Source organism: Lichenibacterium dinghuense, from assembly GCF_021730615.1.
GTDB lineage: Bacteria > Pseudomonadota > Alphaproteobacteria > Rhizobiales > Beijerinckiaceae > Lichenihabitans > Lichenihabitans dinghuensis.
On sequence record NZ_JAJLMN010000001.1, the window covers coordinates 1140328 to 1163937 of the forward strand.

The 23610-nt window shown below is 71.3% G+C and carries 21 protein-coding genes; 7 read left to right on the forward strand and 14 right to left on the reverse strand.

The annotated features are described in order from the left end of the window. Positions 1-6 precede the first annotated feature (6 nt). The 5 genes from L7N97_RS05500 to L7N97_RS05520 all read left to right on the forward strand — a co-directional run bounded on the left by L7N97_RS05500 (position 7) and on the right by L7N97_RS05520 (position 3065). Positions 7-174 carry a hypothetical protein gene (locus L7N97_RS05500; protein ID WP_237477337.1) on the forward strand — a complete coding sequence of 56 codons (168 nt, stop codon included), beginning with the start codon at positions 7-9 and terminating at the stop codon, positions 172-174. Positions 175-188: 14 nt separating this feature from the next. Continuing rightward, positions 189-779, forward strand: coding sequence for a cytochrome c oxidase assembly protein (locus L7N97_RS05505; protein WP_237477338.1), 591 nt, complete (start codon positions 189-191; stop codon positions 777-779). A 216-nt stretch (positions 780-995) separates the two neighbouring features. After that, a complete protein-coding gene (locus L7N97_RS05510) occupies positions 996-1865 on the forward strand; it encodes a cytochrome c oxidase subunit 3 (protein ID WP_237477339.1) in 870 nt (289 codons plus the stop codon). 67 nt (positions 1866-1932) lie between these two features. Further along, positions 1933-2307, forward strand: coding sequence for a DUF983 domain-containing protein (locus L7N97_RS05515; protein ID WP_237477340.1), 375 nt, complete (start codon positions 1933-1935; stop codon positions 2305-2307). Then, the gene (locus L7N97_RS05520) at positions 2304-3065 is read left to right on the forward strand and encodes an SURF1 family protein (protein WP_237477341.1); all 762 of its coding nucleotides are present in this window, start codon (positions 2304-2306) and stop codon (positions 3063-3065) included. The genes L7N97_RS05515 and L7N97_RS05520 overlap by 4 nt, the downstream gene beginning before the upstream one ends. Before the next feature lie 3 nt (positions 3066-3068). Here L7N97_RS05520 and L7N97_RS30145 read toward each other — a convergent pair whose 3' ends face one another. Continuing rightward, positions 3069-3563, reverse strand: a complete 495-nt coding sequence (locus L7N97_RS30145) for a tellurite resistance TerB family protein (RefSeq protein ID WP_237477342.1) — start codon at positions 3561-3563, stop codon at positions 3069-3071. 915 nt (positions 3564-4478) lie between these two features. On the opposite strand from L7N97_RS30145, the gene L7N97_RS05530 reads away from it, so the two are divergent. Then, a complete protein-coding gene (locus L7N97_RS05530) occupies positions 4479-6662 on the forward strand; it encodes a TonB-dependent siderophore receptor (RefSeq protein ID WP_237477343.1) in 2184 nt (727 codons plus the stop codon). A gap of 1298 nt (positions 6663-7960) precedes the next feature. Here L7N97_RS05530 and L7N97_RS05535 read toward each other — a convergent pair. The 13 genes from L7N97_RS05535 to holA all read right to left on the reverse strand — a co-directional run bounded on the left by L7N97_RS05535 (position 7961) and on the right by holA (position 21768). Further along, entirely contained in the window at positions 7961-8281 is a 321-nt protein-coding gene (locus tag L7N97_RS05535) for an oxidase (protein WP_237477344.1), read from the reverse strand. 5 nt (positions 8282-8286) lie between these two features. Then, the gene (locus tag L7N97_RS05540) at positions 8287-8958 is read right to left on the reverse strand and encodes a cytochrome c oxidase subunit 3 (RefSeq protein WP_237477345.1); all 672 of its coding nucleotides are present in this window, start codon (positions 8956-8958) and stop codon (positions 8287-8289) included. After that, positions 8955-10598: a cytochrome c oxidase subunit I gene (gene ctaD / locus L7N97_RS05545; protein ID WP_237477346.1), complete on the reverse strand. Its 1644-nt coding sequence runs from the start codon at positions 10596-10598 to the stop codon at positions 8955-8957. Before ctaD ends, L7N97_RS05540 begins: the two co-directional genes overlap by 4 nt. Positions 10599-10689: 91 nt before the next feature. Further along, the gene (gene coxB / locus L7N97_RS05550; RefSeq protein WP_237477347.1) at positions 10690-11634 is read right to left on the reverse strand and encodes a cytochrome c oxidase subunit II; all 945 of its coding nucleotides are present in this window, start codon (positions 11632-11634) and stop codon (positions 10690-10692) included. Between the two features lie 19 nt (positions 11635-11653). Next, on the reverse strand, positions 11654-12475 hold the full coding sequence (locus L7N97_RS05555) for a hypothetical protein (RefSeq protein ID WP_237477348.1): 822 nt from the start codon (positions 12473-12475) through the stop codon (positions 11654-11656). Further along, positions 12462-13550: a hypothetical protein gene (locus tag L7N97_RS05560; protein ID WP_237477349.1), complete on the reverse strand. Its 1089-nt coding sequence runs from the start codon at positions 13548-13550 to the stop codon at positions 12462-12464. Before L7N97_RS05560 ends, L7N97_RS05555 begins: the two co-directional genes overlap by 14 nt. Then, positions 13547-14086, reverse strand: coding sequence for a c-type cytochrome (locus tag L7N97_RS05565; RefSeq protein WP_237477350.1), 540 nt, complete (start codon positions 14084-14086; stop codon positions 13547-13549). Before L7N97_RS05565 ends, L7N97_RS05560 begins: the two co-directional genes overlap by 4 nt. Next, positions 14083-14646: a DUF3341 domain-containing protein gene (locus tag L7N97_RS05570; RefSeq protein WP_237477351.1), complete on the reverse strand. Its 564-nt coding sequence runs from the start codon at positions 14644-14646 to the stop codon at positions 14083-14085. The genes L7N97_RS05565 and L7N97_RS05570 overlap by 4 nt, the downstream gene beginning before the upstream one ends. Further along, entirely contained in the window at positions 14633-16060 is a 1428-nt protein-coding gene (gene nrfD / locus L7N97_RS05575; protein WP_237477352.1) for an NrfD/PsrC family molybdoenzyme membrane anchor subunit, read from the reverse strand. The genes L7N97_RS05570 and nrfD overlap by 14 nt, the downstream gene beginning before the upstream one ends. Positions 16061-16062: 2 nt before the next feature. Continuing rightward, positions 16063-19044: a TAT-variant-translocated molybdopterin oxidoreductase gene (locus L7N97_RS05580; protein WP_237477353.1), complete on the reverse strand. Its 2982-nt coding sequence runs from the start codon at positions 19042-19044 to the stop codon at positions 16063-16065. Between the two features lie 4 nt (positions 19045-19048). Then, complete coding sequence (locus tag L7N97_RS05585) at positions 19049-19723, reverse strand: cytochrome c3 family protein (protein WP_237477354.1); 675 nt, start codon at positions 19721-19723, stop codon at positions 19049-19051. An 85-nt stretch (positions 19724-19808) separates the two neighbouring features. After that, entirely contained in the window at positions 19809-20624 is an 816-nt protein-coding gene (locus tag L7N97_RS05590) for an SCO family protein (protein ID WP_237477355.1), read from the reverse strand. A gap of 124 nt (positions 20625-20748) precedes the next feature. Further along, the gene (gene holA, locus L7N97_RS05595; protein WP_237477356.1) at positions 20749-21768 is read right to left on the reverse strand and encodes a DNA polymerase III subunit delta; all 1020 of its coding nucleotides are present in this window, start codon (positions 21766-21768) and stop codon (positions 20749-20751) included. Positions 21769-22002: 234 nt separating this feature from the next. Here holA and L7N97_RS05600 point away from each other — a divergent pair, with 234 nt between their 5' ends. Beyond that, the gene (locus tag L7N97_RS05600) at positions 22003-23574 is read left to right on the forward strand and encodes a hypothetical protein (RefSeq protein ID WP_237477357.1); all 1572 of its coding nucleotides are present in this window, start codon (positions 22003-22005) and stop codon (positions 23572-23574) included. Positions 23575-23610 lie beyond the last annotated feature (36 nt).

The following is a 23610-nucleotide window of genomic DNA, read 5'->3' on the forward strand; positions in this document are numbered from 1 at the left end:
GTGCCGGTGCGGCTTCCGGACGACCGCGACGGGCTGGTGCTGTCGCCCGCGCAGCAGCGCAGCCGGCGCGCCCGCAACATGGCGATCGGCGTCGCCATCGCGCTGCTGGTGGTGCTGGTCTACGCGCTGACCATCGCCAAGCTCGGCGGCCACGTCGGCGACCGGGCCCTCTGACGGAGGCGGATGCTTTGGCCGACCCCAACGCCATCCCGAACGCCGCCCACCACCGCCGCACCGCCCTGGCGGTGCTGGGCATGGTGGCCGTGATGCTGGGGCTCGCCTATGCGGCGGTGCCGCTCTACCGCGTGTTCTGCCGGGCCACCGGCTACGGCGGCACGCCGCAGGTCGCGACGGCCGCGGCGACGTCGCGGGGCGCGCGGACCCTCAACGTGCGCTTCGACGCCAACGTGGCGCCGGGTCTGCCCTGGCGCTTCGAGCCCGAGACGCCCGAGATGGCGGTCCGCACGGGCCAGACCGTGACGGTGTTCTTCCGCGTGCGCAATACGGCGCCGCGCGACACCGCCGCCCGGGCGCAGTACAACATCACGCCGGACATCGGCGGCTTCTACTTCGATAAGATCGCCTGCTTCTGCTTCGACGAGCAGCACCTCGGCCCGGACGAGACGGCCGAGCTGCCCGTGGTGTTCTTCCTCGACCCCAAGCTCGAAGCGGACCCGACCATGAAGGACGTCGACAGCCTGACGCTGAGCTACACGTTCTTCGCCGCCAAGCCGGCCAAGGCTGCGGCGGCGGCCGTTTCCGCGCCGCCGAGACTCTGACACCGTCATCGCGAGCGCAGCGAAGCGATCCAGACCGCGTCCCGCCCGCCGCGACGCCGGGCGCGGCTCCCCGAGGCTGGATCGCTTCGCTGCGCTCGCGATGACGGCGGAGAGGTCGTTGCCGCGGTGACGCCGCACGCGTAACATGCCGGCCGATCGACGTCGGCGCCAGACCGACGCGGCGGATCCGTCCGCCCGCCCCCGAGAGGAACCACGATGGCCGACGGACACGCCAAGCCGAACCACGACTATCACATCCTGCCGCTCAGCCCCTGGCCCTTCGTGGGCTCGCTCAGCGCCTTCGTGATGGCGATCGGCGGCATCGCCTGGATGAAGCACATGCCGATCCTCGGGGCGCCGATCGGCCCCTACGTGTTCGGCGCCGGGATGCTCGGCGTGCTCTACACCATGCTGTCCTGGTGGAGCGACGTCATCCGCGAGTCGAAGCAGGGCGACCACACCCGCGTGGTGCAGATCTCCCTGCGCTACGGCATGATCCTGTTCATCGCCTCCGAGGTGATGTTCTTCGTGGCCTGGTTCTGGGCCTATTTCGACGTCAGCCTGTTCCCCAACTTCGCCCAGCAGTTCCTGCGCACGGACTTCACCGGCGGGCACTGGCCGCCGAAGGGCGTCTCCACCATCGACGCCTTCCATCTGCCGCTGTTCAACACGCTGATCCTGCTGACCTCCGGCACCACCATCACCTGGGCGCACCATTCCATGCTGCTCGGCGACAAGCGCTCGGTCACCTTCGCGCTGGTCCTCACCGTGCTGCTCGGGCTGCTGTTCACCAGCGTGCAGGCCTACGAGTACAGCGACGCGCCCTTCGCCTTCCACAACAACATCTACGGCTCGACCTTCTTCATGGCGACGGGCTTCCACGGCTTCCACGTCGTCATCGGCACCGTCTTCCTGGCGATCTGCCTGATGCGGGCCAAGGCGGGGCAGTACACCCCGCGCCGCCACCTCGGTTTCGAGTTCGCGGCCTGGTACTGGCACTTCGTCGACGTGGTGTGGCTGTTCCTGTTCGTGGCCATCTACGTCTGGGGCTCCTGGGGCGTGCCCACCACCGGCGCCGCGGGCTGACCGGGACGCCGGAAGGACGACGGGGCGGCCGAAGGGCCGCCCTCCGCCGTTTGAGAGGCCGCTCGCCATGGTGCCCGCCGACCACCCATCCGCGTCCCCCGGTTCCGCCGGCCTCCGGGGCCGCTGCCCGCGCTGCGGCCGCGGCCGGCTGTTCCGCGGCTTCCTCGACGTCGCCGAGCGCTGCGACGCCTGCGGGCTCGACTTCCGCTTCGCCGACGCCGGGGACGGGCCGGCCTTCTTCGTGTCCTTCGCGGCGCTGATCGTGGTGGTGGGGCTGGCGCTGGTCGTCGACGCCGCTTACGAGCCTCCGATATGGCTGCTGATGCTCATCCTCCTGCCGCTGGTGCTGCTCCTGTGCCTGGGGACGCTGCGCCCCATCAAGGGCCTGATCATCGGCCTGCAGTACCGCAACAAGGCCGAGCAGGGCCGCATCGCCCGGTGACGCCCGCGGCGGCGGGGCGCCCGCCCGCGCGCTGGGCGAGCCTGATCCCGCCCGCCGTCGTGGCGCTCGCCGTGGCGGCCGGGCTGGTCTCCCTCGGCGTGTGGCAGTTGCACCGCCTCGCCTGGAAGGAGGCCCTGATCCGCACCGTCGAGGAGCGCACGGTGGCGCCCCCCGTCCCCCTGCCCCCGCGCGCCGACTGGGCGGCGCTGAAGCCCGCCGACTACGAATACCGCCGCGTGTCGGCCACCGGCACCTTCGACCACGCCGAAGAGGTGCACGTCTACCGGCCGCTGGTCAGCGCGCGCGGGCCGTTCCACGGCGTCGGCGACGTCGTTCTGACGCCGCTCCACCTCGCCTCCGGCGGCACCGTGATCGTGAACCGCGGCTTCGTGCCGAACGAGCGGCTCGACCCCGCGACGCGCGCGGCCGGTCAGGTGCGGGGGCCGGTGACCGTCACCGGGCTGATGCGCTCGCCGCAGGAGCGCAACGGCTTCACCCCCGCCGACGACACGGCGAAGAACCAGTGGTTCACCGCCGACCCCGGCGCGGTCGCGAAGGTCTACGGGATTGACGACGCCGCGCCCTTCGTCGTCGACGAGGACGCCGGCCAGGCGCCGGGCGGCCTGCCGCAGGGCGGCGAGACCGTGCTCGACTTCCCCAACAGCCACCTCCAATACGCGCTGACGTGGTTCGGGCTGGCGCTGGCGCTCGTCGGCGTGTTCGGCGTCTGGGCGTGGCGGCAGGTCAGGGGGACCTGAGCCTCACTCCGCCGCGGTCTGCCGGACCGGGGCCGCGACATAGGCCGAAGCCCCGTAGGCGCCGAACACCACCGGCCGCGCCGTGACGCCGAGGACGGAGCGGATCTCGGCCAGAGCGCGGTGCTCGGCCGGGTGGATGACGCCGTCGGCCGGGATCACGGCGCGGCAGATGCGGACCAGCGCCGCGCAGAGCCGCGTGCGGCCGGCGATGCGGACGAGTTTGTCGCGCGCCATCAGGGTGCCGACCTCGACGTCGAAGCGGTAGTTGCCCTCGTGGACGGCGAGGTCGTCGAGCACGGCCGCGCGGTCGAAGGTGGCGAGGGCCGGATCCTCCTCCAGCAGCGACAGGAAGCGGCTGCGCTCGGCCGGCGACGGGGCGCCGTCGGCGTGCGACACCATCGCCACGCCGGCGACGAGGGCGTCCCGGAACGCGGGCTCGCGGAACTCGGCCGCGTCGGCGGCGAGGTCGGACGGCGGGCGGGGGGAACGATAGACCACGATGGACCTCCAGCGATGGGTTGAACCGCGCTGGCCGCGTCCGGTCGGGGTGGAGGAGCATGGGCTCGGACCCGTCGGAGCGGCGCCCCGACGTCGTCGGAGCCTCGCGCAGACTGATCCGACATCGCGCCCCCGACGATGTCGGAGGGCGCCAGAGGGGCCCGGCTCAGTGACACCAAAGTGTCGCGGGCGGCGCCGGAGAGCAAGGGGAGAGCGGATTACATCTCGTTCATCGTCCCCGCTCCCATGAGGCGGGCGGGGGAGGATCCGGGGCATCTCTCGCCGGGCAGGACGCGCATCGTCGCCGTCCGGAAGCAGCGATGACGTCGTCAGGCGGGGGTTGGTCGGGATCGGCGGGCAGCCGAACCTCGCCCCCCAGCACGCCGCCCCGGCTGACGACGACATCCTCCCGACGCCCGTTGTCGGGCGCACAGAGGCTCTTCGGGCCGTCGAAGGCGATGTCCTTCGCCGGTCGGCGCCGATGGCGTGCGAGCAGCGGCCGAGCGACCCGTGGTCTGGCACGATACACAGTACCAGGGCCCGGGCGAGCATGGGACGGCCGGCGATCGGCAGGCCGGGCACCGCGGCGGGCCGCCGAGGCCGAGGCATCCCTGCGGCAGCACGCCGACAACCTGCCGCCCTGCCGCGTGCCGGCGCGTCGCGCGCCGTGCCGAAGGCGATCGACCCACCGACGGGCGAAGATGAAATTATTCTAAAAACAGAAAACGAAGTTTGGAAAGCCTACGATTTGGTCGAATGAGCGACTTCCTTGTGTTCCGATGCGCTCACGCTCGCTACAGAACCGGAGAGTATCGGCATTTGTTGCGTCAGGAGCGTGGAACCATGGTCGAGCGGAGCGGAGGCACTCGGGACGACGGATCGTGCGGCACGGATCGGCCGCACGATGCTGTCCGGTTGCGCCGCGGAGGGCCGGCGTTCCTGCTGGCCGGTTGCGCGATCGCGGCGCTCATGTGCGGCCAAGTCGCGCGGGCCCAGCAGGCCCCGGCCAAGGCAGCCGGCAACACGGTCGAGCTCGAGACCATCGACGTTCAGGGCCAGCCGAAGGCCGGCACGGCCTACCAGGACGCCACCGGCCCCGTGCAGGGCTTCACCGCGGCGCGGAGCACGGCCGGCACCAAGACGGGCACGCCGATCGTCGACACGCCCGCCTCGGTCTCCGTCGTGGGGCAGCCGCAGATCCAGGCCACGGGATCGCAGACCCTGCCCGAGGCGCTGCGCTACACGCCCGGCATCTTCGCCAACCAGTTCGGCTTCACGCCCAGCACCGACTTCCTGCAGATCCGCGGCTTCAACGTCCAGGACGTCGGCTATTACCTGGACGGCCTGCAGCTCTATTCCTACGCCTTCGCGGCCTTCCAGGTGGAGCCCTGGGGCCTGGAGCGCTTCGACGTGCTGCGCGGCCCCGCCTCGTCGCTCTACGGCGGCTCCGGCCCCGGCGGCATCATCGATTCGATCTCGAAGCGCCCGACCACCGTGCCCTACCACCGCGTCGAGGTGGGGGTGAACAACTTCGGCAACGCCTACGGGGCCTTCGACCTCAGCGGCCCCGTGTCGCCGGGCAGCGCCTGGTCCTATCGGGTCGCCGCCCTCGGCCGCGGCGGCGGCACGCAGGTCGACCACTTCGACGCCGACCGCGGCTTCGTCGCCCCGAGCCTGTCCTACCGGCCGGACGGCACCACCACCCTGACCTTCCTCGGCCAGTACCAGCGCGACTTCACCGATCCGAACCAGTTCCTGCCCTACAACGGCACCGTGCGCCCGGCCCCGTTCGGCCGCATCCCGACCGACCTCTTCACCGGCGACACCGCGCTCTCGACCTTCGAGCGCCAGCAGGCCTTCCTCGGCTACGAGTTCGAGCACAGCTTCGCCAACAACCTCACCGTGCGCCAGAACCTGCGCTATTCCTACGTCGACGTGCTCGACCGCGGGCCGATCGGCTCCGGCTACGCGGACGGCACCGGCGCCTCCGCGCAGCTCGCGCGGTTCAACTTCCTCGCGCGGGACCGCGGGCGCGAGGTCACGGTCGACAACCAGCTCCAGGCCAACGCCGACACCTTCGCGCTGCAGCACACGTTCCTGGGCGGCGTCGACTACAAGCACTTCATCATCAACGACAACCAGGCCTTCGACTTCCTGCCCCCGGCGCTGAACATCTTCGCGCCGCGCTACGGCCAGGTCACGACGGCCTCGACCGGCTATTACGGCCGCTCGACCAACACGCAGGACCAGCTCGGCTTCTACGGCCAGGACCAGATCCGGTTCAACGATCTCAACGTCGTGCTGAGCGCGCGCGACGACCTGCTCGACACGAGCCTCAACAACCACCTCGTCCCGGCCAACAACACCGAAGTCGGGTCGAACCACATCACGGGGCGCGTCGCGGCCATCTACGACGCGGCGTTCGACCTGCACCCCTATGCGGGCTACGCGACCTCGTTCAACCCGGTGCTCGGCACCAACTTCTCGACCCAGCAGCTGCTGCGGCCCGAGGACGGCGAGCAGGAGGAGGTCGGCGTCAAATACGGGCGGACCGGCGGGCCGATCCTGGCCACGCTGGCCCTGTTCAACCTCACCCGGTCCAACGTGCTGAACCCGGACCCGACCAACCCGCTGCTGCAGGTCCAGACCGGCGAGGAGCGCTCGCGCGGCATCGAGCTCGGCCTCAACGCGACCCTGGCCGAGGGCCTCTCGGCGGTGGGGTCGTTCACGGCCTTCAGCATCCAGAACACCAAGGACACGGACAGGACCATCCTCGGCAAGGTGCCGGTCGCGACGCCCGAGATGCTGTCCTCGCTGTTCGTCGACTACACCATCCCGGAGGGCGCCCTGCGCGGCCTCGGCTTCGTGGCGGGGGAGCGCTACGTCGGCGCCTCCTACGCGGACGCGCTCAACACGCAGCGCGTGCCGGACTTCTGGCTGACCGACGCCGGCATCCACTACGACCGCGACGGCTACCGGATCGCCATCAACGCGCGCAACCTGTTCGACAGGACCTACGTGTCGAGCTGCAACACCTCGACCTCGTGCTTCTACGGCGACCGCCGCACGATCCTGGGCACGCTCAGCTTCACGTGGTGAGGCGGAGGATGGGGCGGCCGGGCGGGCAGCGATGCCCGCCCGGCATCAGGGCGCAAGCGCCACAGGCGCTCCATCCCTTGCACCGCCTTCTATGACGGACGACACGGCCCTCGACGACACTCGGCCTCTCCCGAACGGGCCGATCTCCTCGATGTCGCCGCGCCGGTCCGCCTGTTCGTTCCCGCCGCCATCGACAGGCCGGCACGTCATCGCGGCCGAGGGGTGGGACGTGCACGACGCCAGCCTCCGCCTCGCCATCGCCCATTCGAGTGCATCCAAACGTTCAGGACGATCCTGCATCGACCCTGACGATGATCACGAGCACGGGTTGATCGCGAGCGCGGAGGGACGCCACCTCGCCACCGCCGCGGCGAGGCGTCGAAAGCTGGGCGTCGGCGTGCCTGACGATGGGGGACAGAAGGCAAGCGTGTACGGCCGGCGTAGCCCTCAGAATCGCGCGTAGACTCGACGGTCAGCGGATAGCTTGGCGAGCTCCAAGCGCATTCGGCTCCAGGCCGCACGAACGTCGCGAGTAAATCAGATTGCAGTGGTGTTGAGCTGCTATCGCGTGTTACGGTTCCCTCATTGAGTGGTTTTCGCTCAACAGGGGGAGACGACGATGGGCCTGACAATCCGTGCTGCGGCATGCGCATTGCTTTCACTCAGCTTCGCCCGTCCCGCTCTGGCTCAGAGTCCCGTATACTACAAAGTCGTAGACCATGGAAAAGACGTGAATCTGGGATTTTATTACAGCATAAATCCTGACTGCAGCGCCAGGGGCTTCGCGACTGCGGCCGTGGGGAGCCCTCCTCAAGGCGGGCAGGTCTTGTCCGTTCATTCACGTGACTTTCCCTCGTTCTCTTCGACCAACCCGCGCTTTGTGTGCAACAAGCGCCGTATCGAGGGAACCAAGGTTTGGTACAGGGCGAATCCAGGGTTTCGCGGAACCGATTCGTTTGTTCTTCAGATCGTGGACGCGAACGGCGACCCCAAAAACTTCAATGTCCAGGTCGCCGTTCGGTAGATCGTTCGCCCTCGAAATCTGAGCGCTCCCGCGGGACGGCCTCGCGCAGCTTGCGGGCCAGCACGGAGGCCGCGCGCAGGACATTCGGAAACCCAGTGAGAGCCTCGGGGCCGCCCAGCGCTTCACCTCGCCGCGGAACATCGCGGTGGCGCCGAGGCAGGTGCGGAGCTAGGGCTGGTGGGAGCCCGGCCGCCGTCCTGGCCGAGGGCGCTGGCCCTCGTATCGCACGATGGCGAAGGATCGGGCGGCGGGGCGGGACTTCCGGCGCCCGCCGTCACATCGGGAACCTGCCGCGCGTCAGATAGTCGATCAGAACCATCCCGAACAGGATGCACAGCCAAGCGAAGCCGACGACGGACCACATCCGCATCAGCGGGATGTCCTCCATCACCTCCATCGAATACAGCATCGTGACGACGATCATCACCAGCAGCACCGGAATCTCCAGCATCCAGATCCACGGCGCCGGGTGGGTGGCGCCGAACAGGATCATGGTGCCGAGCGACAGCATCAGCCCGACGAAGACCCTGATCGGGATGTTCATCTTGCCGAGAAACGCGCGCCGCTGCGCCTCCGTGAACAGGGGACCGTCCATCGCGCTCACCTCCCGATGACGTAGAGCGTGGGGAACACGATGATCCAGATCAGGTCGATGAAGTGCCAGTAGAGGCCGAAGATCTCGATCCGGTTCTGGTGGCGCGACAGGTAGCCCTTCGCCCGCGCCTGCAGGGTGAGGACGAGCAGGATCGACACGCCGGTGGTCAGGTGGAGCCCGTGCAGGCCCGTGGTCACCCAGTAGAGATTGGTGAACAGCGTCGACTGCTTGTCGAAGGCGAGCTCGTAGGGCTGGTCCAGCCAGGGCGCCATGTGCTCGACGATGTCGACGTACCACTCGTAGAGCTTCAGCCCCATGAACAGGGTGCCGAGCCCCGCCGTGGCGAACATGCAATAGACGGCGAGGCGCTGCAGCCCCAGCCGCGACGCCTGGATGGCGCCCGACATGGTGAGGGAAGAGACGATCAGCACGCCCGTGTTGGTGGCGCCGATCCAGAACTTCAGGTGCTCGACCGCCCGGTGGACGGAGTCCGGATACTGCACCCGGAGCACGGTGGCGACGAGGAACAGGCCGGCGAAGAGCAGGAGCTCCGTCACCAGCCAGGCCCACATGCCGAGCTGGCCGGCGGCGCGCTGCTGCTCGGCGTCCTCGAAATGCTCGACGACCTTCAGCCCGACGCCGGGCGCGAGGTCCGGGGTGACGAAGGCCTCGCTCATGCTTCGGGCACCCTGGCTGCGTAGTCGTAGGCCTCGAAGTCCACCACGGGCGGCTTGATGAAGTTGTGCAGCGGGGGCGGCGACGTGGTCATCCACTCCAGCCCCTTGGCGTCCCACGGGTTGTCCGGCGCCTTCTTGCCGAACCACAGCGAATACAGGAGGTAGACGAAGGGGAACACGTAGGCGAAGGCCAGGATGGTGGCGCCGGCCGACGACATGATGTTCATCAGCTGGAACTCGGCCGGATAGACGTGGTAGCGCCGCGGCATGCCGAGGTAGCCTAAGATGAACTGGGGCGCGAAAGTCACGTTGAAGCCGACGAACATCAGCACGGCCGAGATGCGCCCCCAGGCCTCGTTGTACATGCGGCCGGTGAACTTCGGCCACCAGTAGTGCAGGCCGCCGAGGAAGGCCAGCACGGTGCCGCCCACCATGATGTAGTGGAAATGCGCCACGACGAAGTAGGTGTCGTGGACGTGCTCGTCGATCGACAGCGTCGCCAGGAACAGGCCCGTCAGGCCGCCGATGACGAAGAGCCCGATGTAGCCCATGGCGTAGACCATCGGCGTGTCGAGCACGAGCGTGCCCTTGTGGATCGTCGCGGTCCAGTTGTAGACCTTGACGGCCGAGGGCACCGCGACGGCGAAGCTCAGGAACGAGAAGGTGACGCTGGCGTAGTCGCTCTGCCCGTTGACGAACATGTGGTGGCCCCACACGAAGAACGTGATGGTGGCGAGGCCGATCGAGGCATAGGCGACGAACTTGTAGCCGAACAGCTTCTTGCGGGCGAAGGCCGGCACGATCTCCGAGATGACGCCCATGCCGGGCAGCACCATGATGTAGACGGCCGGGTGCGAGTAGAACCAGAACAGGTGCTCGAACAGGACGGGATCGCCGCCGAGCGCGGGGTCGAAGACGCCGATCTTGAAGGTCCGCTCCATGACGAGCAGAATCAGCGCCATGGTGATGACGGGCGTGGCGAGCAGGAAGATCATGCTCACCGCGTACATGGTCCACACGAAGATCGGCATGCGGAACCAGGTCATGCCCGGCGCCCGCATGGTGTGGACCGTGACGATGAAGTTCAGCCCCGTCAGGATCGACGAGAAGCCGACCACGATGACGCCGACCAGCGCCAGCGACACGTAGGTGTTGGAGAAAGCGGTGGAGAGCGGCGCGTAGAAGGTCCAGCCCGTGTCGATGCCGCCGAACAGCACCGACAGCATGGCGAAGAGCGCGCCCGTCATGAACACGTACCAGGAGGTCGTGTTGAGCTTGGGGAAGGCGAGGTCCTTGGCGCCGATCATGATCGGCAGCAGGAAGTTGCCGAAGGTCGCCGGGATCGACGGGATCATGAAGAACCACACCATCACGACGCCGTGGATGGTGAAGAGCTTGTTGTAGGTGTCGTTGGTGAAGATCGAGCCGTCCGGCACGACCAGCGACAGGCGCAGGAGGCCGGCCGCCACGGCGCCGACGAAGAAGAAGCCCGTGATGGAGATGAGGTAGAGGATGCCGATCCGCTTGTGGTCGGTGCTGAGCAGCCAGGACTTCACCGTGTGGGTGATATGCAGGTAGTCCTTCGGCGCGTCGATGGTCGCGTGCGGGACGTGGGCGTCGCGCTGGGCGGCGTAGGTCATTGCAGGCTCCCGGTCATGGGGTCCCCATGGGAATGAGTGCTTCGGTTCACCGATCTGTCCAAACTGTCGTCTCGCTCGAAGAAGCACTCATTCACATGGGCGCCCTGACGCCAGTCGATTTGATGTAGGCGACGAGGCGCAGGAGGTCGTCCTCCGCGATCACGCCCTTGAAGGCCGGCATCACCTGCTTGTAGCCGGCGATGAGATTGTTGTTGGGGTTGAGGATCTTGTCGCGGATGTAGCTGTCGTCGGCCACCACCGTGCGCCCGTCCTCGAGCGGCACGGGCTTGCCGTAGAGGCCGACGAGGGACGGCGCCCGGACGGTCGACTGGCCCTGGTGGCAGCCCGAGCAGCCGTAGGACTGGAACAGCGCCTCGCCGGCGCTGGCCAGCGACATGTCCGAGCCCGAGGCGCCGAGCCACTGCTGGTAGGCGGCCGGCTCCATCACCGTGATGGTGCCGCCCATCACCGAATGGTCGGTGCCGCAGTATTCGGAGCAGAAAAGGTGGTAGCTTCCCGTCCGGTTGGCCTTGAACCACAGGTTCGTGTAGCGGTCCGGCAGCACGTCCATCTGGATGCGCAGCGACGGGATGTAGAAGGCGTGGATCACGTCCTGCGAGATCATGTGCATGGTGACGTTCTCGCCGACCGGCACGTGGAGGTCGTTGATCTCGGACTGGCCGCCGGGGTGCTGGAACTTCCACATCCATTGCCGCCCGATGGCATCGATCTGCAGCCCGCCCGCCGGCAGCGTCTTGTCCCGCATGAACATCTGCGCCCCCCACGCGAAGAAGAACAGCGTCAGCAGGAAGGGACCGATCATCCAGGTCATCTCGATCGCCGAGGACCGGACCTCGCCGTGGCGGCGGTCCGCCTTCACGCCCCGGCGGTAGCGGATCGCGAACCAGGTGAAGCCGATGAAGATCGGCGCCGTGAGCAGCACGGTCAGCACCGTGAAGGCGATGATCAGGTGATCCGTCTCGACCGCGTTGGCCGAGGCCGCGGCCGGCCAGATGTCGAGGGCGTGTCCGAACATGGTCAGGCGTCCTCGGCGGTCACGGGTTCTGGGCCGGCGCGGGCGCGGGCGCCGTCGGCGCCGCGGCGGGGCCGCCGGCCGGCCGCGCTCCGGGGGTCGGCAGCGGGTCGAGCGGGCGGCCGATCACCAGCGCCTGCGCGCGCGCGATGGGGATGCGGCCGGCCCGGTGGTCCGGGTCGGTCCAGGCGTAGTATGTCAGCAGATCGAACTCCCGCTTGTTCTCGGTCGCGATGTCGTGGAGCGGATGGTCCTGGAGGTGCGGGCCGGGCGGCACGATGACGGCGAGCTGCTGGGGCGTCAGCGGAGGGCCCTGCACGTCGTCCCTGTGCTGGCGCCCGATGAGGTAGAACAGCCCCGCGATGGCGCAGACGATGGCGAAGGCCGAGCCCAGCATCACCTTGACGATCGTGCCCGGCCTGGCGTCGCCGGACTCGTAGCCGCGCTTCACCGCCGCCTCGTCCACCGCGAGGTGGGTGCGCTGGACCTCCGCCTCGGGCGGGTTCACGCCGTCGTCGTAGACGTCGCGCGGCTTCGGCGGCGGGGGCGGCCAGTATTGCGTCCGGCCCGCCGCCTCGGGGGCGTTCGGCTTGGTGCGGACCTTCGACCGGCCGACCGTCGGGCGCGACTGCGGGTCCGGCTTGCGGCCGCCGTCGTTGTTGCCGGGCTTGGCCGAAGAGCCGCCGCGCTTGGTCCCCGGCTCGGCCGGCGCCTTGGGGGCGCCGCGCGCCGCGCCGAACAGCGCACCGCCGAGCGCCACGAGGGCGCCCCCGAGCGCCGCCTCGCGCCAGCGCTTCGTCGCGCCCGTCTTCGCGCCCTCGCGCTTCCGCTCACGCCGCGCCACGGCCGACCCTCCCCGTCCCGATCCGCTCGCCGAAGAGCAGCGCCGCGCCGAGCCCGAGCCCCACCGCCGCCGCCGCCGCGACCACGTCGGCCACGGTCAGCGTGAAGGCCGCGCGGAAGGCCGGCGTCACCAGCCACAGCATCTCGCCGCCGTGCAGCACGAGCAGCGCCGCCGCCACCCAGGCCACGAGGCCGGCGTGGCGGGCCGGCGCCCGCGGCAGCAGCGCCGCCAGCGCCAGCGCGCACAGGATCGCGGCGCAGTATTCGGCCGCGAGGCCGATCCCGGCCGCGCGGTGCTGGTACCAGACCACCTCCTTGGGGAGGTTGGCGGACCACACCACGAGGTACTGGGTGAACACCATGAAGCCCCAGGCGCCGACCAGCACGGCCAGCGCCGTGGCCACGTGCTGCGTCGCCAGGAGGTCGCGCCGGCCGGAGGTGAGCCGGTGCGACGCCTCGGCCTCGGGCCGGCCCACGACGACCATCAGCACAGCCATCGACACGGCGATGGAGCACTGCGCCGCGATGAGGGTCAGGCCGAAGGCGGAGGAGTTGAAGGCCGGCTCGACCTCCTGCGCCCAGTCGAGGGCCGCCAGCGTGCCCATCACGAGGTGCAGCGCGAGGCCGGCCCCGGCGAGGGCCGGCCGGCGGGCGTCGATCCGCCGGCCATGGTCGGGCCGCGCGAAGACGAGCGACAGCCCGCACCACACGAGCAGGACCACCACGGTGCACACCACGAAGGCGGGCTCCGTCATCCACCAGCCGGCGAGGCCGGGTTTCGCCGCGGAGAGCGCCGGGTAGAGCGCGCCCATCCGCAGCAGCACCGGGATCGCCAGCACGGCGGCGAGCGGCATCACGGCGGCGAGGCGGCGGAGCGCGGCCACGAGCGCGGTCTCGGGCACGCCGAGCAGCTCGCAGCCCATGACGACCGGCAGCGCGCCGAGCGGAAGCGCCAGCAGCAACAGCCAGGCGCCGAGGTAGGACGGCATGACGGGCTCGCCGAGAACGGCCAGCACGGCCACGCCGGCCGCGCAGAGCCCGCCGACGGCGAGCGCCGAGAGGGTCGCCCGGCTCACTTGGCGGCCTCCAGCAGCCGGCGGTCGGCCTCGGGCAGGTCGGCCGGGTGCGCGTCCTGGCTCTGCTGGAGCGCGCGCACGTAGGCGATCACGGCCCAGCGGTCGGCGGACTTCACGCGGTCCGCGTAGGAATACATGACGCCGTGGCCGTTCGTGATGACGTCGTAGAGGTACGAGGCCCGGGCCTGCTCCAGCCGCGGCAGCCATAGGGGCGGCGGCGCCGGGAAGCCGCGCTGCACGATCATGCCGCGCCCGTCGCCGGACTGGCCGTGGCAGGGCGAGCAGAAGATGTTGAACTGCGTCCGCCCGCGCTCCAGCAGCGCCGCGGTGATGACCGCGGGCTGCGGGGCCGGCGCGTCCGGCGCGTCGCGCGCCACCGTGCCGGGCACGGGCTGGCGCATGGACGAGTGGTCGGCGAAGAACTGGTTCTCGTCCCACTGCTTGGCCTTGGCCTGCGAGGCCATGTTGGCCTTGCCGCAGCCCGCGAGCAGCGGCGCCGCCAGCGCGAGCCCGGCGAGGATGAGGGCGGCCCTCACCGCGGCACCCGCGTCACGCGCACGGGGCGGTCGGAGAGGCCGTCCAGCGCCGCCTCGATGGCGTCGAGGTCGAGCGCGCCGCCGTCCTCGGAGACGGTGAGGAAGTAGCGGTCCTGGGTCACACGGGTGAAGTCCGGGATGTTGAAGGCCGGGTGGTTGAGCCGCGGCAGGCGGTTCAGGAACAGCATGGCGAGGGTGGTGGCGACCGCGCCCGCCATCAGCGAGAAGGACGCGCTCGGCACCACGAAGGCCGGCCAGGACACGAGCGGCCGACCGCCGATGTTGAACACGTAGTCGACCGCCGTGGCGTAGATGCACATGCCCATCATCGCGGCGAAGCCGAGCAGCGTGGCGCCGACCGCGACGACCGACAGCGAGGACGAGGACATGCCGAGCGCCTCCCCCATGCCGGCGATCGGCACGGGCGACATGGCGTCGAGCCGGCCGAGGTCGCGGCCCCGCAGGGCGTGGACGCTGGCCAGCAGCGCGTCGCCGTTGTCGAACTCCGCCGCGATGGCGTGGATCGGGGCCTCGTCGGCGCGTCCCTCAGCGGCGGCCATCGGCGCCTCCCGCGGCTTGCGGGCGGGCCTGCACCCGCGCCTCGTCGCGGAGCCGGCTCAGCCGCCTCACCTCGACGATCGACACGATCGGCAGGTAGCGCAGGCCGAGCAGCGCCAGCGCGAAGAACAGCCCCACCGAGCCCGCGAAGGTCGCGACGCCGCCGATCGCGGTCGAGAAGTCGTGCGCCGCGGCGGGCAGGAAGTCGTGCTGCAGCGTGGTGACGATGACCATGTAGTGGTCGCCGAAGATGCCGGAGTTCACCGCGACCCCGACGAGGCCGATGGCGAGGCCCGAGCGCCGCGCGGCCTTGAGCCAGAAGACGTGGACGGGCAGCAGCGCCAGGATCACGATGTCCCAGAACGCCCAGGCGTGCGGGCCGACCAAGCGGCGGCCCAGCACGGCGACGTCGTAGGGGTCGTTGCCGAGCAGCGTCGTGAAGAGCTCGTCCGCGTAGCAGTAGAGGTTCACGAGGCCTAGCAGCAGCAGCAGCCAGGCCATCACCTCGAGATGCGCGTCGGTGATCATGCTCCGCAGGCGGAACACCCAGCGCATCGCCACCGCGGCCGCGGCCATGAAGCCGACGCCGGAGAAGATCGCGCCCGCCACGAAGGCGAAGGGCAGCAGCGGGTCGTGCCAGCCGGGCTCGACGGAGCCCGCGAACATCACCGCGGCGCCGGTCTGCAGCGAGAAGACCAGCAGAACGCCCGCCACAGCCACGGTGCGGTAGGCCTGAAGCCAGCGGTGCCAGTGGCGGGCCGAGCCGCGCCAGCCGAGCGCCGCGATGCCGTAGAGGAAGGCGCGGGTGTGCCCCTGCCCGGTCTCGCGCGCCCGCTCCAGCGCCCGGTCGCGCAGCGTGGCGAGGTCCGGCAGCAGGCCGATGATCCAGAATGTCAGCGCGATCAGGAGGTAGGAGATGATGTCGACCGCGTCCCAGTAGAGCGGCGAGCGGAACTGCGGCCACAGCAGGAAGGTGTTGGGATAGGGCAGGTTCCAGTAGAAGAACCAGGGCCGGCCGAGGTGGATGATCGGGTAGCAGGCCGCCGCCGCCGCGGCGATCAGCGCGCCCGTCTCGGTCAGGCGGTTAAGGGCGCCCCGCCATTCGGTGCCGAACAGCATCAGCACGGCCGAGATCAGCAGCCCGCCGGAGGCGATGCCGATCCACCAGTCGTAGCTCACGATGTCGAGCGCCCAGGTGACGGGCACGTTGTTGCCCCACACGCCCACGCCTTCGAAGAGGACGAGGCCGATCATCAGCACCAGGAGGCCGAGCAGCCCCATGGCGCCCAGGAAGGCCAGCCACCAGCGCAGGCGCAGCGGGTGCCCGAAGGCGATGCCCGACACGTCGAGGCCGACCGAGGAGAAGGACTCGGACGGGCCGATGAAGCGGCGCGGGGCTTCGATGACGTCGGTCATGCTCAGCCCTTCCGCGTGGGTGGCGGGTCGCCCGCGCGGGCCGCCGGATCCGCCGGCGCCAGCTCGGCGAGGTATGTGGTGCGCGGCTTGACGTTGAGCTCGCCGAGCAGCGCGTAGTTGCGCGGGTCCTTGCGCGCCGCGAGCACGGCGCTGCCCTGGTCCTTGAGGTCGCCGAACGCGATGGCGCGCGTCGGGCAGGCGCCCTGGCAGGCCGTCTGCACGGCGCCGTCGGCGATCGGCGCGCCCGACTTGTCCGACTCGATGCGGGCCGAGGCGATGCGCTGGACGCAGTAGGTGCATTTCTCCATGACGCCGCGCGCCCGCACCGTCACCTCCGGGTTGCGCTGGAGCTGCGTCACCGGGGCCATGCCGCCCGTGTAGTCGAGGTAGTTGAAGTGGCGCACCTTGTAGGGGCAGTAGCCCGAGCAGGCGCGCGTGCCGACGCAGCGGTTGTAGACCATGAGGTTCAGGCCCTCGTGGTCGTGCAGCGTGGCCTCCACCGGGCAGCCCACCTCGCAGGGCGCCTCCTCGCAGTGCATGCAGGGCACCGGCTGGAAATGCGTGTCCGGGTCGTCGAGGCCGGCGCCGGTCTTGAGGCCCGAGTAGTAGCGGTCGACGCGCAGCCAGTGCATCTCGCGGCCGATCGACACCTCGTGGGCGCCGACCACCGGGATGTTGTTCTCGGCCTGGCAGGCCACCACGCAGGCGTTGCAGCCGATGCAGGCGTCCTGGTCGATGACCATGCCCCAGGCGCGGCCGTCGTCCTCGCCCTTCCGGGCCGTGAAATCGTAGAAGGACGGCGCGTCGGTGGGAAAGCTCTCGACCTCGGCGCCGCCGACGCGGTGCAGCTTCACGAGGTCGTGCCCCTCCATGGTGGAGTGGTCCTGCGTCGTGGCGAGGCGGATCTGCTTGCCGAGCTTGGTGAGCGTGGCGCCGGGGCGCGCGCCCGGCGTGGCCGAGGCGCGCAGCGGGAAGGCCGAATAGCCGAGGCCGGAGAACAGCATGTCCGGCACGGCGCGGCCGTAGCCGAGGTACAGCGTCACCGTGTCGGGCGCCTGGCCGGGCATGACCCAGGCCGGGCCCTCGACGCTGCCTTCCCCGACCGCGACCCGCACCATGTCGCCGGTGGCGAGGTGCTCGCGCTCGGCCAGGGCGGGGCTGACCGCCACGTAGTTCGACCACACCACCTTGGTGAGCGGCTTCGGCAGCTCCTGGAGCCAGCCGTTGTTGGCGCTGCCGCCCGTCCAGACCGTCGGGTCGGGGCGGAACACCACGTCGAGGAGCTTCGGGTCGCGCGCGGGGCGGGCCGGGGTCGGCCCGGCCGGGGCCAGGATCGCGGTCTCGGGCGCGAAGGCGGTGTCCGCGACGAAGCCGTCGAGCAGCGTCCTGCGCCAGAAGGCGTCGAAGGTGGCCGGGTCGCGGCCCCTGGCGTGGAAGTCCCGCAGGATCGCTAAGCCGTCGCGCGGCTGCGGATCGACGAGGATCGACAGCACCTCGAGGTCCGAGCGGCCGTTGTAGAGCGGATACACGGTCGGCTGGTACAGGCTCACCGTGCCGTCCCAGGCGCGGGCGTCGCCCCAGGATTCGAGCGGATGCGCGCGCGGCAGATGCCAGTCGGCGTAGGCCGAGGTCTCGTCGACCGTCGTGCCGCACTGGATGCGCAGCGGCACCTTCTGGACGGCCTCCACGAAGTTCAGGTCGCCCGGCGCCGTGTAGGCCGGGTTGGTGTCGAGCATGACGAGGCTCTTCACCGCGCCGGCCTGCATGTCGTGCACGAGGGCGTCGAAGGGCTCGGCCGCGGCCACCACGGGCGCCGTGAAGAAGGCCGGGCCGCCGTGGTTGCCGAGCGCGCCGTTGAGCCGGTGCACGGCCTCGTGCACGGCCGCGGGCTGCGCGGCGCCGGCCGTGACGATGCCCCTGCCCCGCGCGGCCGCCAGCGCCGCGCCGGCGCGCTTCACCCACTGGCCGACGAGGTCGCCCGCCGCGGGCTCGGTCGGCGTCCCCACCTCGGCCCCGAGCCGCGCGACGATGTCGGGCAGGTCGGAGGCGTTCACGGCGACGTGGAAGTCGGCCTTGGCGCTGGTGAGGCCCGGCGTGGGGGCGGCCGAATGCAGCGTCAGCAGCTTGCCGGCCTTGGCCGAGGCTTGGCGGGCCAGGGCCCAGGCCCGCGAGGTGCCCACCTGCGCCGGCCCGGCGTCGAGGAAGTCGCCGTCGAGCGCCACCACGACCTCGGCCTTGTCGAAGGCGTAGCGGGCCTGGAGCGGCCGGCCGAAGGCGGCCGCGGCCCCGGCCAGGGCTTCGCCGGCCGCCGGCGCGTGGACGTGCCACTTCATCTTCGGATAGGCGGCCCGCATGGCGTCGATGGAGGCCAGCAGGGTCGGCGAGGTGAGGGGGCCGGTCAGCAGCCGCAGCCCCTCGCCGCCGTCCGCGCGGATGGCGGCGAAGCGGCCCAGGGTGGCGCCGCGGAACGCGTCCCAGGACGAGATGCGGCCGAGGTACAGCACCGTCTGCGCGCGCAGCGGGTCGTAGAGGTCGAGGATCGACGCCTGCAGGAACACGTCCGTGCCGCCGCGGCTCCACGGGTGCCGGTCGTTGCCCTCCACCTTGAGGGGGCGCCCGTCGAAGGTCGTGACGGTGGCGCCGTTGGCGACGCCGTCGAGCAGCGCGGCGGAGGCGTAGGCCAGCGTGGCCGAGGGCTCCACGCGCTCCGGGTTGCGGACGTAGGGAATCTCGTGGTTGCGCGGGTTCGACGGGTCGGCCGAGCAGGCCGACAGGCCGGCCAGCGCGAAGGAGGCCGCCATCAGTCGGAAGAACTGGCGGCGGTCCGGCCCGTCCGCGAGGCGCGACGCGCTCGGGAACTCCTTCGACAGGAAGTCGCGGAAGGCCGGGGTCTCGGCTACGGCCTCGAGGCTCCGCCACACCTGCGGGCCGTCGCCGGAGGCGAGGCGGGCGCGGAGGTCGGCGATGTCGTGGGGATGGGGCATCAGCTCACCGGTGGCAAATCGAGCAGTCGGTGAGCCGACCCGGCCCGGCGATGTGGTAGTCGGCCACGAGCTGCGGCCCGATCGCGTCCTGGTCGGCCGGCGGGGACCAGTCCATGTTCCACACCTCGCCGGGCTTGCGGACGTATTTCTCCGGGTGGCGGTGGCAGTTGATGCAGAACTCCATCTCGAAGGCGTTGGCGCGGTAGGTCAGCTGCATCGACGTGACGGCGCCGTGGCAGCTCGTGCAGCCGATGCCCTTCTGGATGTGGATCGAGTGGTTGAAATAGACGTAGGACGGCAGCTGGTTCAGCCGCGCCCACACGAGCGGCATGTTCTTGGCGAGGCTGTCGCGCACGGGGGCGAGCATCTCCGACCCCGTCCAGATCTGCGAATGGCAGGTCATGCAGGTCCAGGTCGGCGGGATGCCGGCCGTCTCCAGGTACTCGGCCTGGGCGTGGCAGTAGCGGCAATCGATGCCGAGCTCGGCCGCGTGGTGCTTGTGGCTGAAGGGCACGGGCTGCTCGCGCGCGATGCCGACGCCGGTGACGTAGTTCGACGACGAGAAGGCCGCCGCGGCGTAGAGCACGCCGACGAGCCCGAAGACGCACACGGCCAGGGCCAGCCGGAACACCGCGTCGGCCCCCGGCTTGAACAGCTGGCGCTGGAGCGGTGCCTTCACGCGGCGGCCCCGGTGGTGCGCCCGCCTTGCATCGTCGTCGTCATGCGGTCTCGCTTCGGCTGGGCGTCATGGATGGCGGCTCCCCTCACGTCTTCACCCGTTCGCGGCGGAAGGCGAGCAGCATCGTGCCGGCGATGGCCAGCACGGTGACGACGCCCGCGGCGCGCAACACCTTCATGACGGACAGGGAATAACGCCCCGTCTCGGCGTCGAAGTGGAAGCACAGCAGGAGCAGCGGCAGCGCCGCGCGGGCGATGCCGCCGGTCGAGGCCACCGTCACGGCGGTGCGCAGGTCGCCCGCGTGGTAGCCGACGCCGAGCACGTAGCCGGACACGCGGCCCTCCGGCGTCAGCACCACGATGCCGGCGGGGTGGAGGAACTGCTTCAGGTGCGCGTCGTAGCGGCTCCTGAACCCGACCGCCGCGGCCACCGCGGCCACGGACGCGCCGTCGCCGGTGAGGAAGTGCCAGCCGGGCGGCAGGGGCGTCGTCCCGCCGCCGGCGACGACCGGAGCGCCGGCGGCGCCGGGATAGCGCGCGGCGTCGTCGGCCTCGGCCTTCGCGGCGTCGGCGGGCGTCTCGGCGGGGTCGATGCTGACGCTCGCGAGGTCGTAGTCGGCCCCCGCCCGGAGGCCGGTGTGCGACAGGGCTTCGAGCAGGTCGTCGCGCACGACCGAGCACAGCGTCGGGCAGCTGAAGTAGCCGAGCGCCAGAACGACCGGGCGATGGCCGAGGAGGTCTCCGAAGGCGATGCGGCGCCCGTCGGCCTCGGTGAAGGCCGGCGCCGCGGGCACGGCGGCGCCGGGCCGCTGCTCGAAGGCGAAATCCGACAGGTCGTCGGCCCGCGCCGCGGCGGGCGCGGCGAGCAGCAGGGCGACGAGGAGGGTCGGACGCAGCTTCATGGACGCGTGGTTAGAATGGATCCAGCCTAGCGGCCACGGGTCATCTGGCCGCTGGCGCGGGACGATCTCGTCCCACGGGGGAGCAAGGCGGGCCTTCGAGGCTTTGTTCCAGCTGAGCCCAGGTTCAGCCGCGACCGGCGCGGGGGCGTGCCGAAAGCGCCACAGCCCACAGCACGCGGGTCGCGTGGTCCACGGCGAGGCGGGGTTCGCGGCGCACGAGCGCGATCCCCTCGCCGATCCGCACGATGTTGCGCGCGAGCGCGTCGGGCCCGATCGCCGCGAGCTGCCGCTCGACAGCGGCCTTGCGCTTCGGCGACAGGCCGAAGCGGAACGGCGAGTCGCCGCCCGGTCCCGCGAGCTTGGCCTTGTGCAGGGCGCTCCCGTGGCGCAGCGCCGCGCCGAGCAGCAGCCCGGCCTCGACGGGCCCGAGGTGCAGCTTGTTCATCGCGGCGTCGAGCGACGCCATGTCGCCCGAGAAGGCCGCGTCCACGGCGTCGTCGTTGGCCTGCACGGAGGCGTCCGCCACGGCCTCGACGACGTGCTCAGCCGTGATCGCCTTGCTGCCGTGGGCGTAGAGCAGGAGCTTGCCGATCTCGGAGCGCGACGCGAGGCGGTCCGAGCCGAGCAGCGACACGAGCAGGCTGCGCGCGTCGGCGTCGATGGTCAGCCCCGCGCCGGCCGCCTCGACGTCGACGAGTGCGGCGAGCTCCCGGTCGCCGTCCGGGTAGCACTCGATCGCGGCCGCGGTGCGCGAGCGCTCGACCGCCTTCCGCAGGCCCGAGTCCTTCTTCAGGTTGCCGGCCGAGATCACCACCGGGCAGGCGCCGGCCTGCGCGAGCAGGAGGTCCACGGCCGCCTCGACCTTCTTGCCCGCCGTGGCGTCGAGCAGCACGGCGCGCCGGCCGCCGAACAGCGGCACCGTGAGCGCCTCGTCGACGAGCCGCGCGGCGTCACCCGACAGGTCCTCGCCCGCGAGCCGCACGAGCTGGAACGGGTCGGCGGGATCGTCGACCAGGCCCTTGACGATGCGGCGCACGCGCTCGGACACGAGGCCCACGTCGGTGCCGTGCAGCAGAAAGGTCGAGTAGCTGCCGACGTCCCGCTGCAGGAACCGCTCGGCCTCGTGATTCTTGATCGCCACCATGGTGCCCTCCCTATAGCAGGGCGCCGGCGGCGAGGGGCGGGCTTCGCCGGACCCGATCGTGTGTCGGCCGTGGTCACGATCCACACGGGCGAGCGCGCCGTGGGCGGCCCTGCCCGCCTCCCGCGTGTCCGTTTCGACACGCTCCCCGAGCCACGGACAGGCGCGTCGTGCGGCGGGACGCGCCATGGTGGCGCTTCGGTTGACGGTTCGGGCGCGGGATGGTCAGAGATCCGCATGGCCGAATATTTTCCGCTTCTCGACCGCGCCGTTTCCGGCCTGACGGAGCCGACCGCCGAGGCCCGGCGGTCGATCTACGAGCGCGCCCGCACGGCGCTGATCGGCCAGCTCCGCCGCATGGACCCGCCCGTCCCCGAGGACGACATCGCGCGCGAAAGCGCCGCGCTCGACGAGGCCATCGCGCGCGTCGAGGCCCTGTTCCCCGACCATGGCGGGGAACGCGCGCCCGAAGCGCCGGCGATCGAGACCGCGCCGGCGGCGGCTCTGCCCCCTCCCCCGGCCACGCCGGCCCGCGTGCTGCCTCCGCCGCTGCCCGTCGGCGCCCCGCCGGTCGTGCCGCCGCCGTCCCGCGAGCGGCCGGTCCTCGGCCCCAGGCCGGCGCCCGGCGCCGGCGCGGCGCCCGCCGTCGCGCCCCCGCGCCTCGCCTCCGCGACCCGCCCGCCCCCGCCGGCGCGCGGCACGCGGCCCGTGATGGCCCTGCGCCCCGTGGCGCCGGTCCCCGCGCGCGACGAGGCGGCCCCGGCCGCGGAGGCCGCCGAAGCCAAGCCGTCCACCGAGCCGAAGCCGGCCGCCGAGGCCGCCCCCATCGGCCCGAAGGCGCCCGCCGCCGCTTCCGGCTTCGCCGCCGCGCTCGACGAGGCGGCCCGCGCCGACGGCGATGCCGCGCCTCCCCCGGCCGAGGCGGCGACCCCGCCCCGCTCCCGCGATTCTGGGGCACGCCCGCCCGCGCCCCGCCCGCGCGAAGGGCTCGGCTGGAGCCGGAAGGCGATCGCGGCCGGGCTGGCCGGGGTCGTGCTGGTCTTTGGCGGCATGGGCGTCGCGGCCTACCGGCTGCGCGACCGGCCCGAGCAGGTCGTCGCGACGGCCGCGCCCGCGGCGGACGCGTCCGACCCGGCGGCGACGGCCGGCAAGACGGCAGAGCGCGCGCCGTCCGCCGACGCGGCCGACGCCGTGCCGACCTCCGGCGCGAGCGTGCCCGCCCCCGTCCCGCAGGGGCTCGACACGGCCAATACGGCGCCCTCGATCGCGGTGGCGCAGCGCGCCGCCCTGCTGGTCGACGCACCGGAGGACCCCCAGCGCGTCCGCACCTACGTGGGGACCGTCGTGTGGCATCTCGACAGCGTCAGCCCCGGCGGCGGCCAGCCGCTCGCCAGCGCCGTGAAGGCGGACGTCGACATCCCCGACGCCAAGCTCAAGGTGACGATGCTGATGCAGAGGAACCCGGAGCCGCAGCTCCCCGCCTCGCACACGATCGAGTTCCACTTTCTGCCGCAGCCCGGCAACACGCTGGGCCCCGTGAAGCAGGTCAACGTGCCCGAGATGCGCCGCGACGACGACGCCCCGACCGGCGACCCGCTGGCCGGCGTGCCCGTGGCCATCACGGAGAACTACTTCCTCGTGGGGCTGACGCGCGGGGCCGCCGAGGCTCAGAACATCCGGCTGATCACGGAGCGCAACTGGTTCGACGTGTCGCTGCTGTTCAGCTCGGGCAAGCTCGGCAAGCTCACCTTCGAGAAGGGCGCCGGCGGCCAGCGCGTGATCGAGGACGCCCTGAAGGCCTGGAAGTGAGCCGCGGGGGCTGACGCGCCCGGGGTCCGGCGTCGG

Excerpts from the sequence above, each read along its gene's own strand:
- L7N97_RS05580 (WP_237477353.1), bottom strand. The coding sequence starts at position 19,044 with ATGCCCCATCCCCACGACATCGCCGACCTCCGCGCCCGCCTCGCCTCC.
- L7N97_RS05510 (WP_237477339.1), top strand. The coding sequence starts at position 996 with ATGGCCGACGGACACGCCAAGCCGAACCACGACTATCACATCCTGCCG.
- L7N97_RS05515 (WP_237477340.1), top strand. The coding sequence starts at position 1,933 with ATGGTGCCCGCCGACCACCCATCCGCGTCCCCCGGTTCCGCCGGCCTC.
- L7N97_RS05570 (WP_237477351.1), bottom strand. The coding sequence starts at position 14,646 with ATGGCCGCCGCTGAGGGACGCGCCGACGAGGCCCCGATCCACGCCATC.
- coxB (WP_237477347.1), bottom strand. The coding sequence starts at position 11,634 with ATGTTCGGACACGCCCTCGACATCTGGCCGGCCGCGGCCTCGGCCAAC.
- ctaD (WP_237477346.1), bottom strand. The coding sequence starts at position 10,598 with ATGACCTACGCCGCCCAGCGCGACGCCCACGTCCCGCACGCGACCATC.
- L7N97_RS05590 (WP_237477355.1), bottom strand. The coding sequence starts at position 20,624 with ATGAAGCTGCGTCCGACCCTCCTCGTCGCCCTGCTGCTCGCCGCGCCC.
- L7N97_RS05540 (WP_237477345.1), bottom strand. The coding sequence starts at position 8,958 with ATGAGCGAGGCCTTCGTCACCCCGGACCTCGCGCCCGGCGTCGGGCTG.
- nrfD (WP_237477352.1), bottom strand. The coding sequence starts at position 16,060 with ATGACCGACGTCATCGAAGCCCCGCGCCGCTTCATCGGCCCGTCCGAG.
- holA (WP_237477356.1), bottom strand. The coding sequence starts at position 21,768 with ATGGTGGCGATCAAGAATCACGAGGCCGAGCGGTTCCTGCAGCGGGAC.
- L7N97_RS05600 (WP_237477357.1), top strand. The coding sequence starts at position 22,003 with ATGGCCGAATATTTTCCGCTTCTCGACCGCGCCGTTTCCGGCCTGACG.
- L7N97_RS05535 (WP_237477344.1), bottom strand. The coding sequence starts at position 8,281 with ATGGACGGTCCCCTGTTCACGGAGGCGCAGCGGCGCGCGTTTCTCGGC.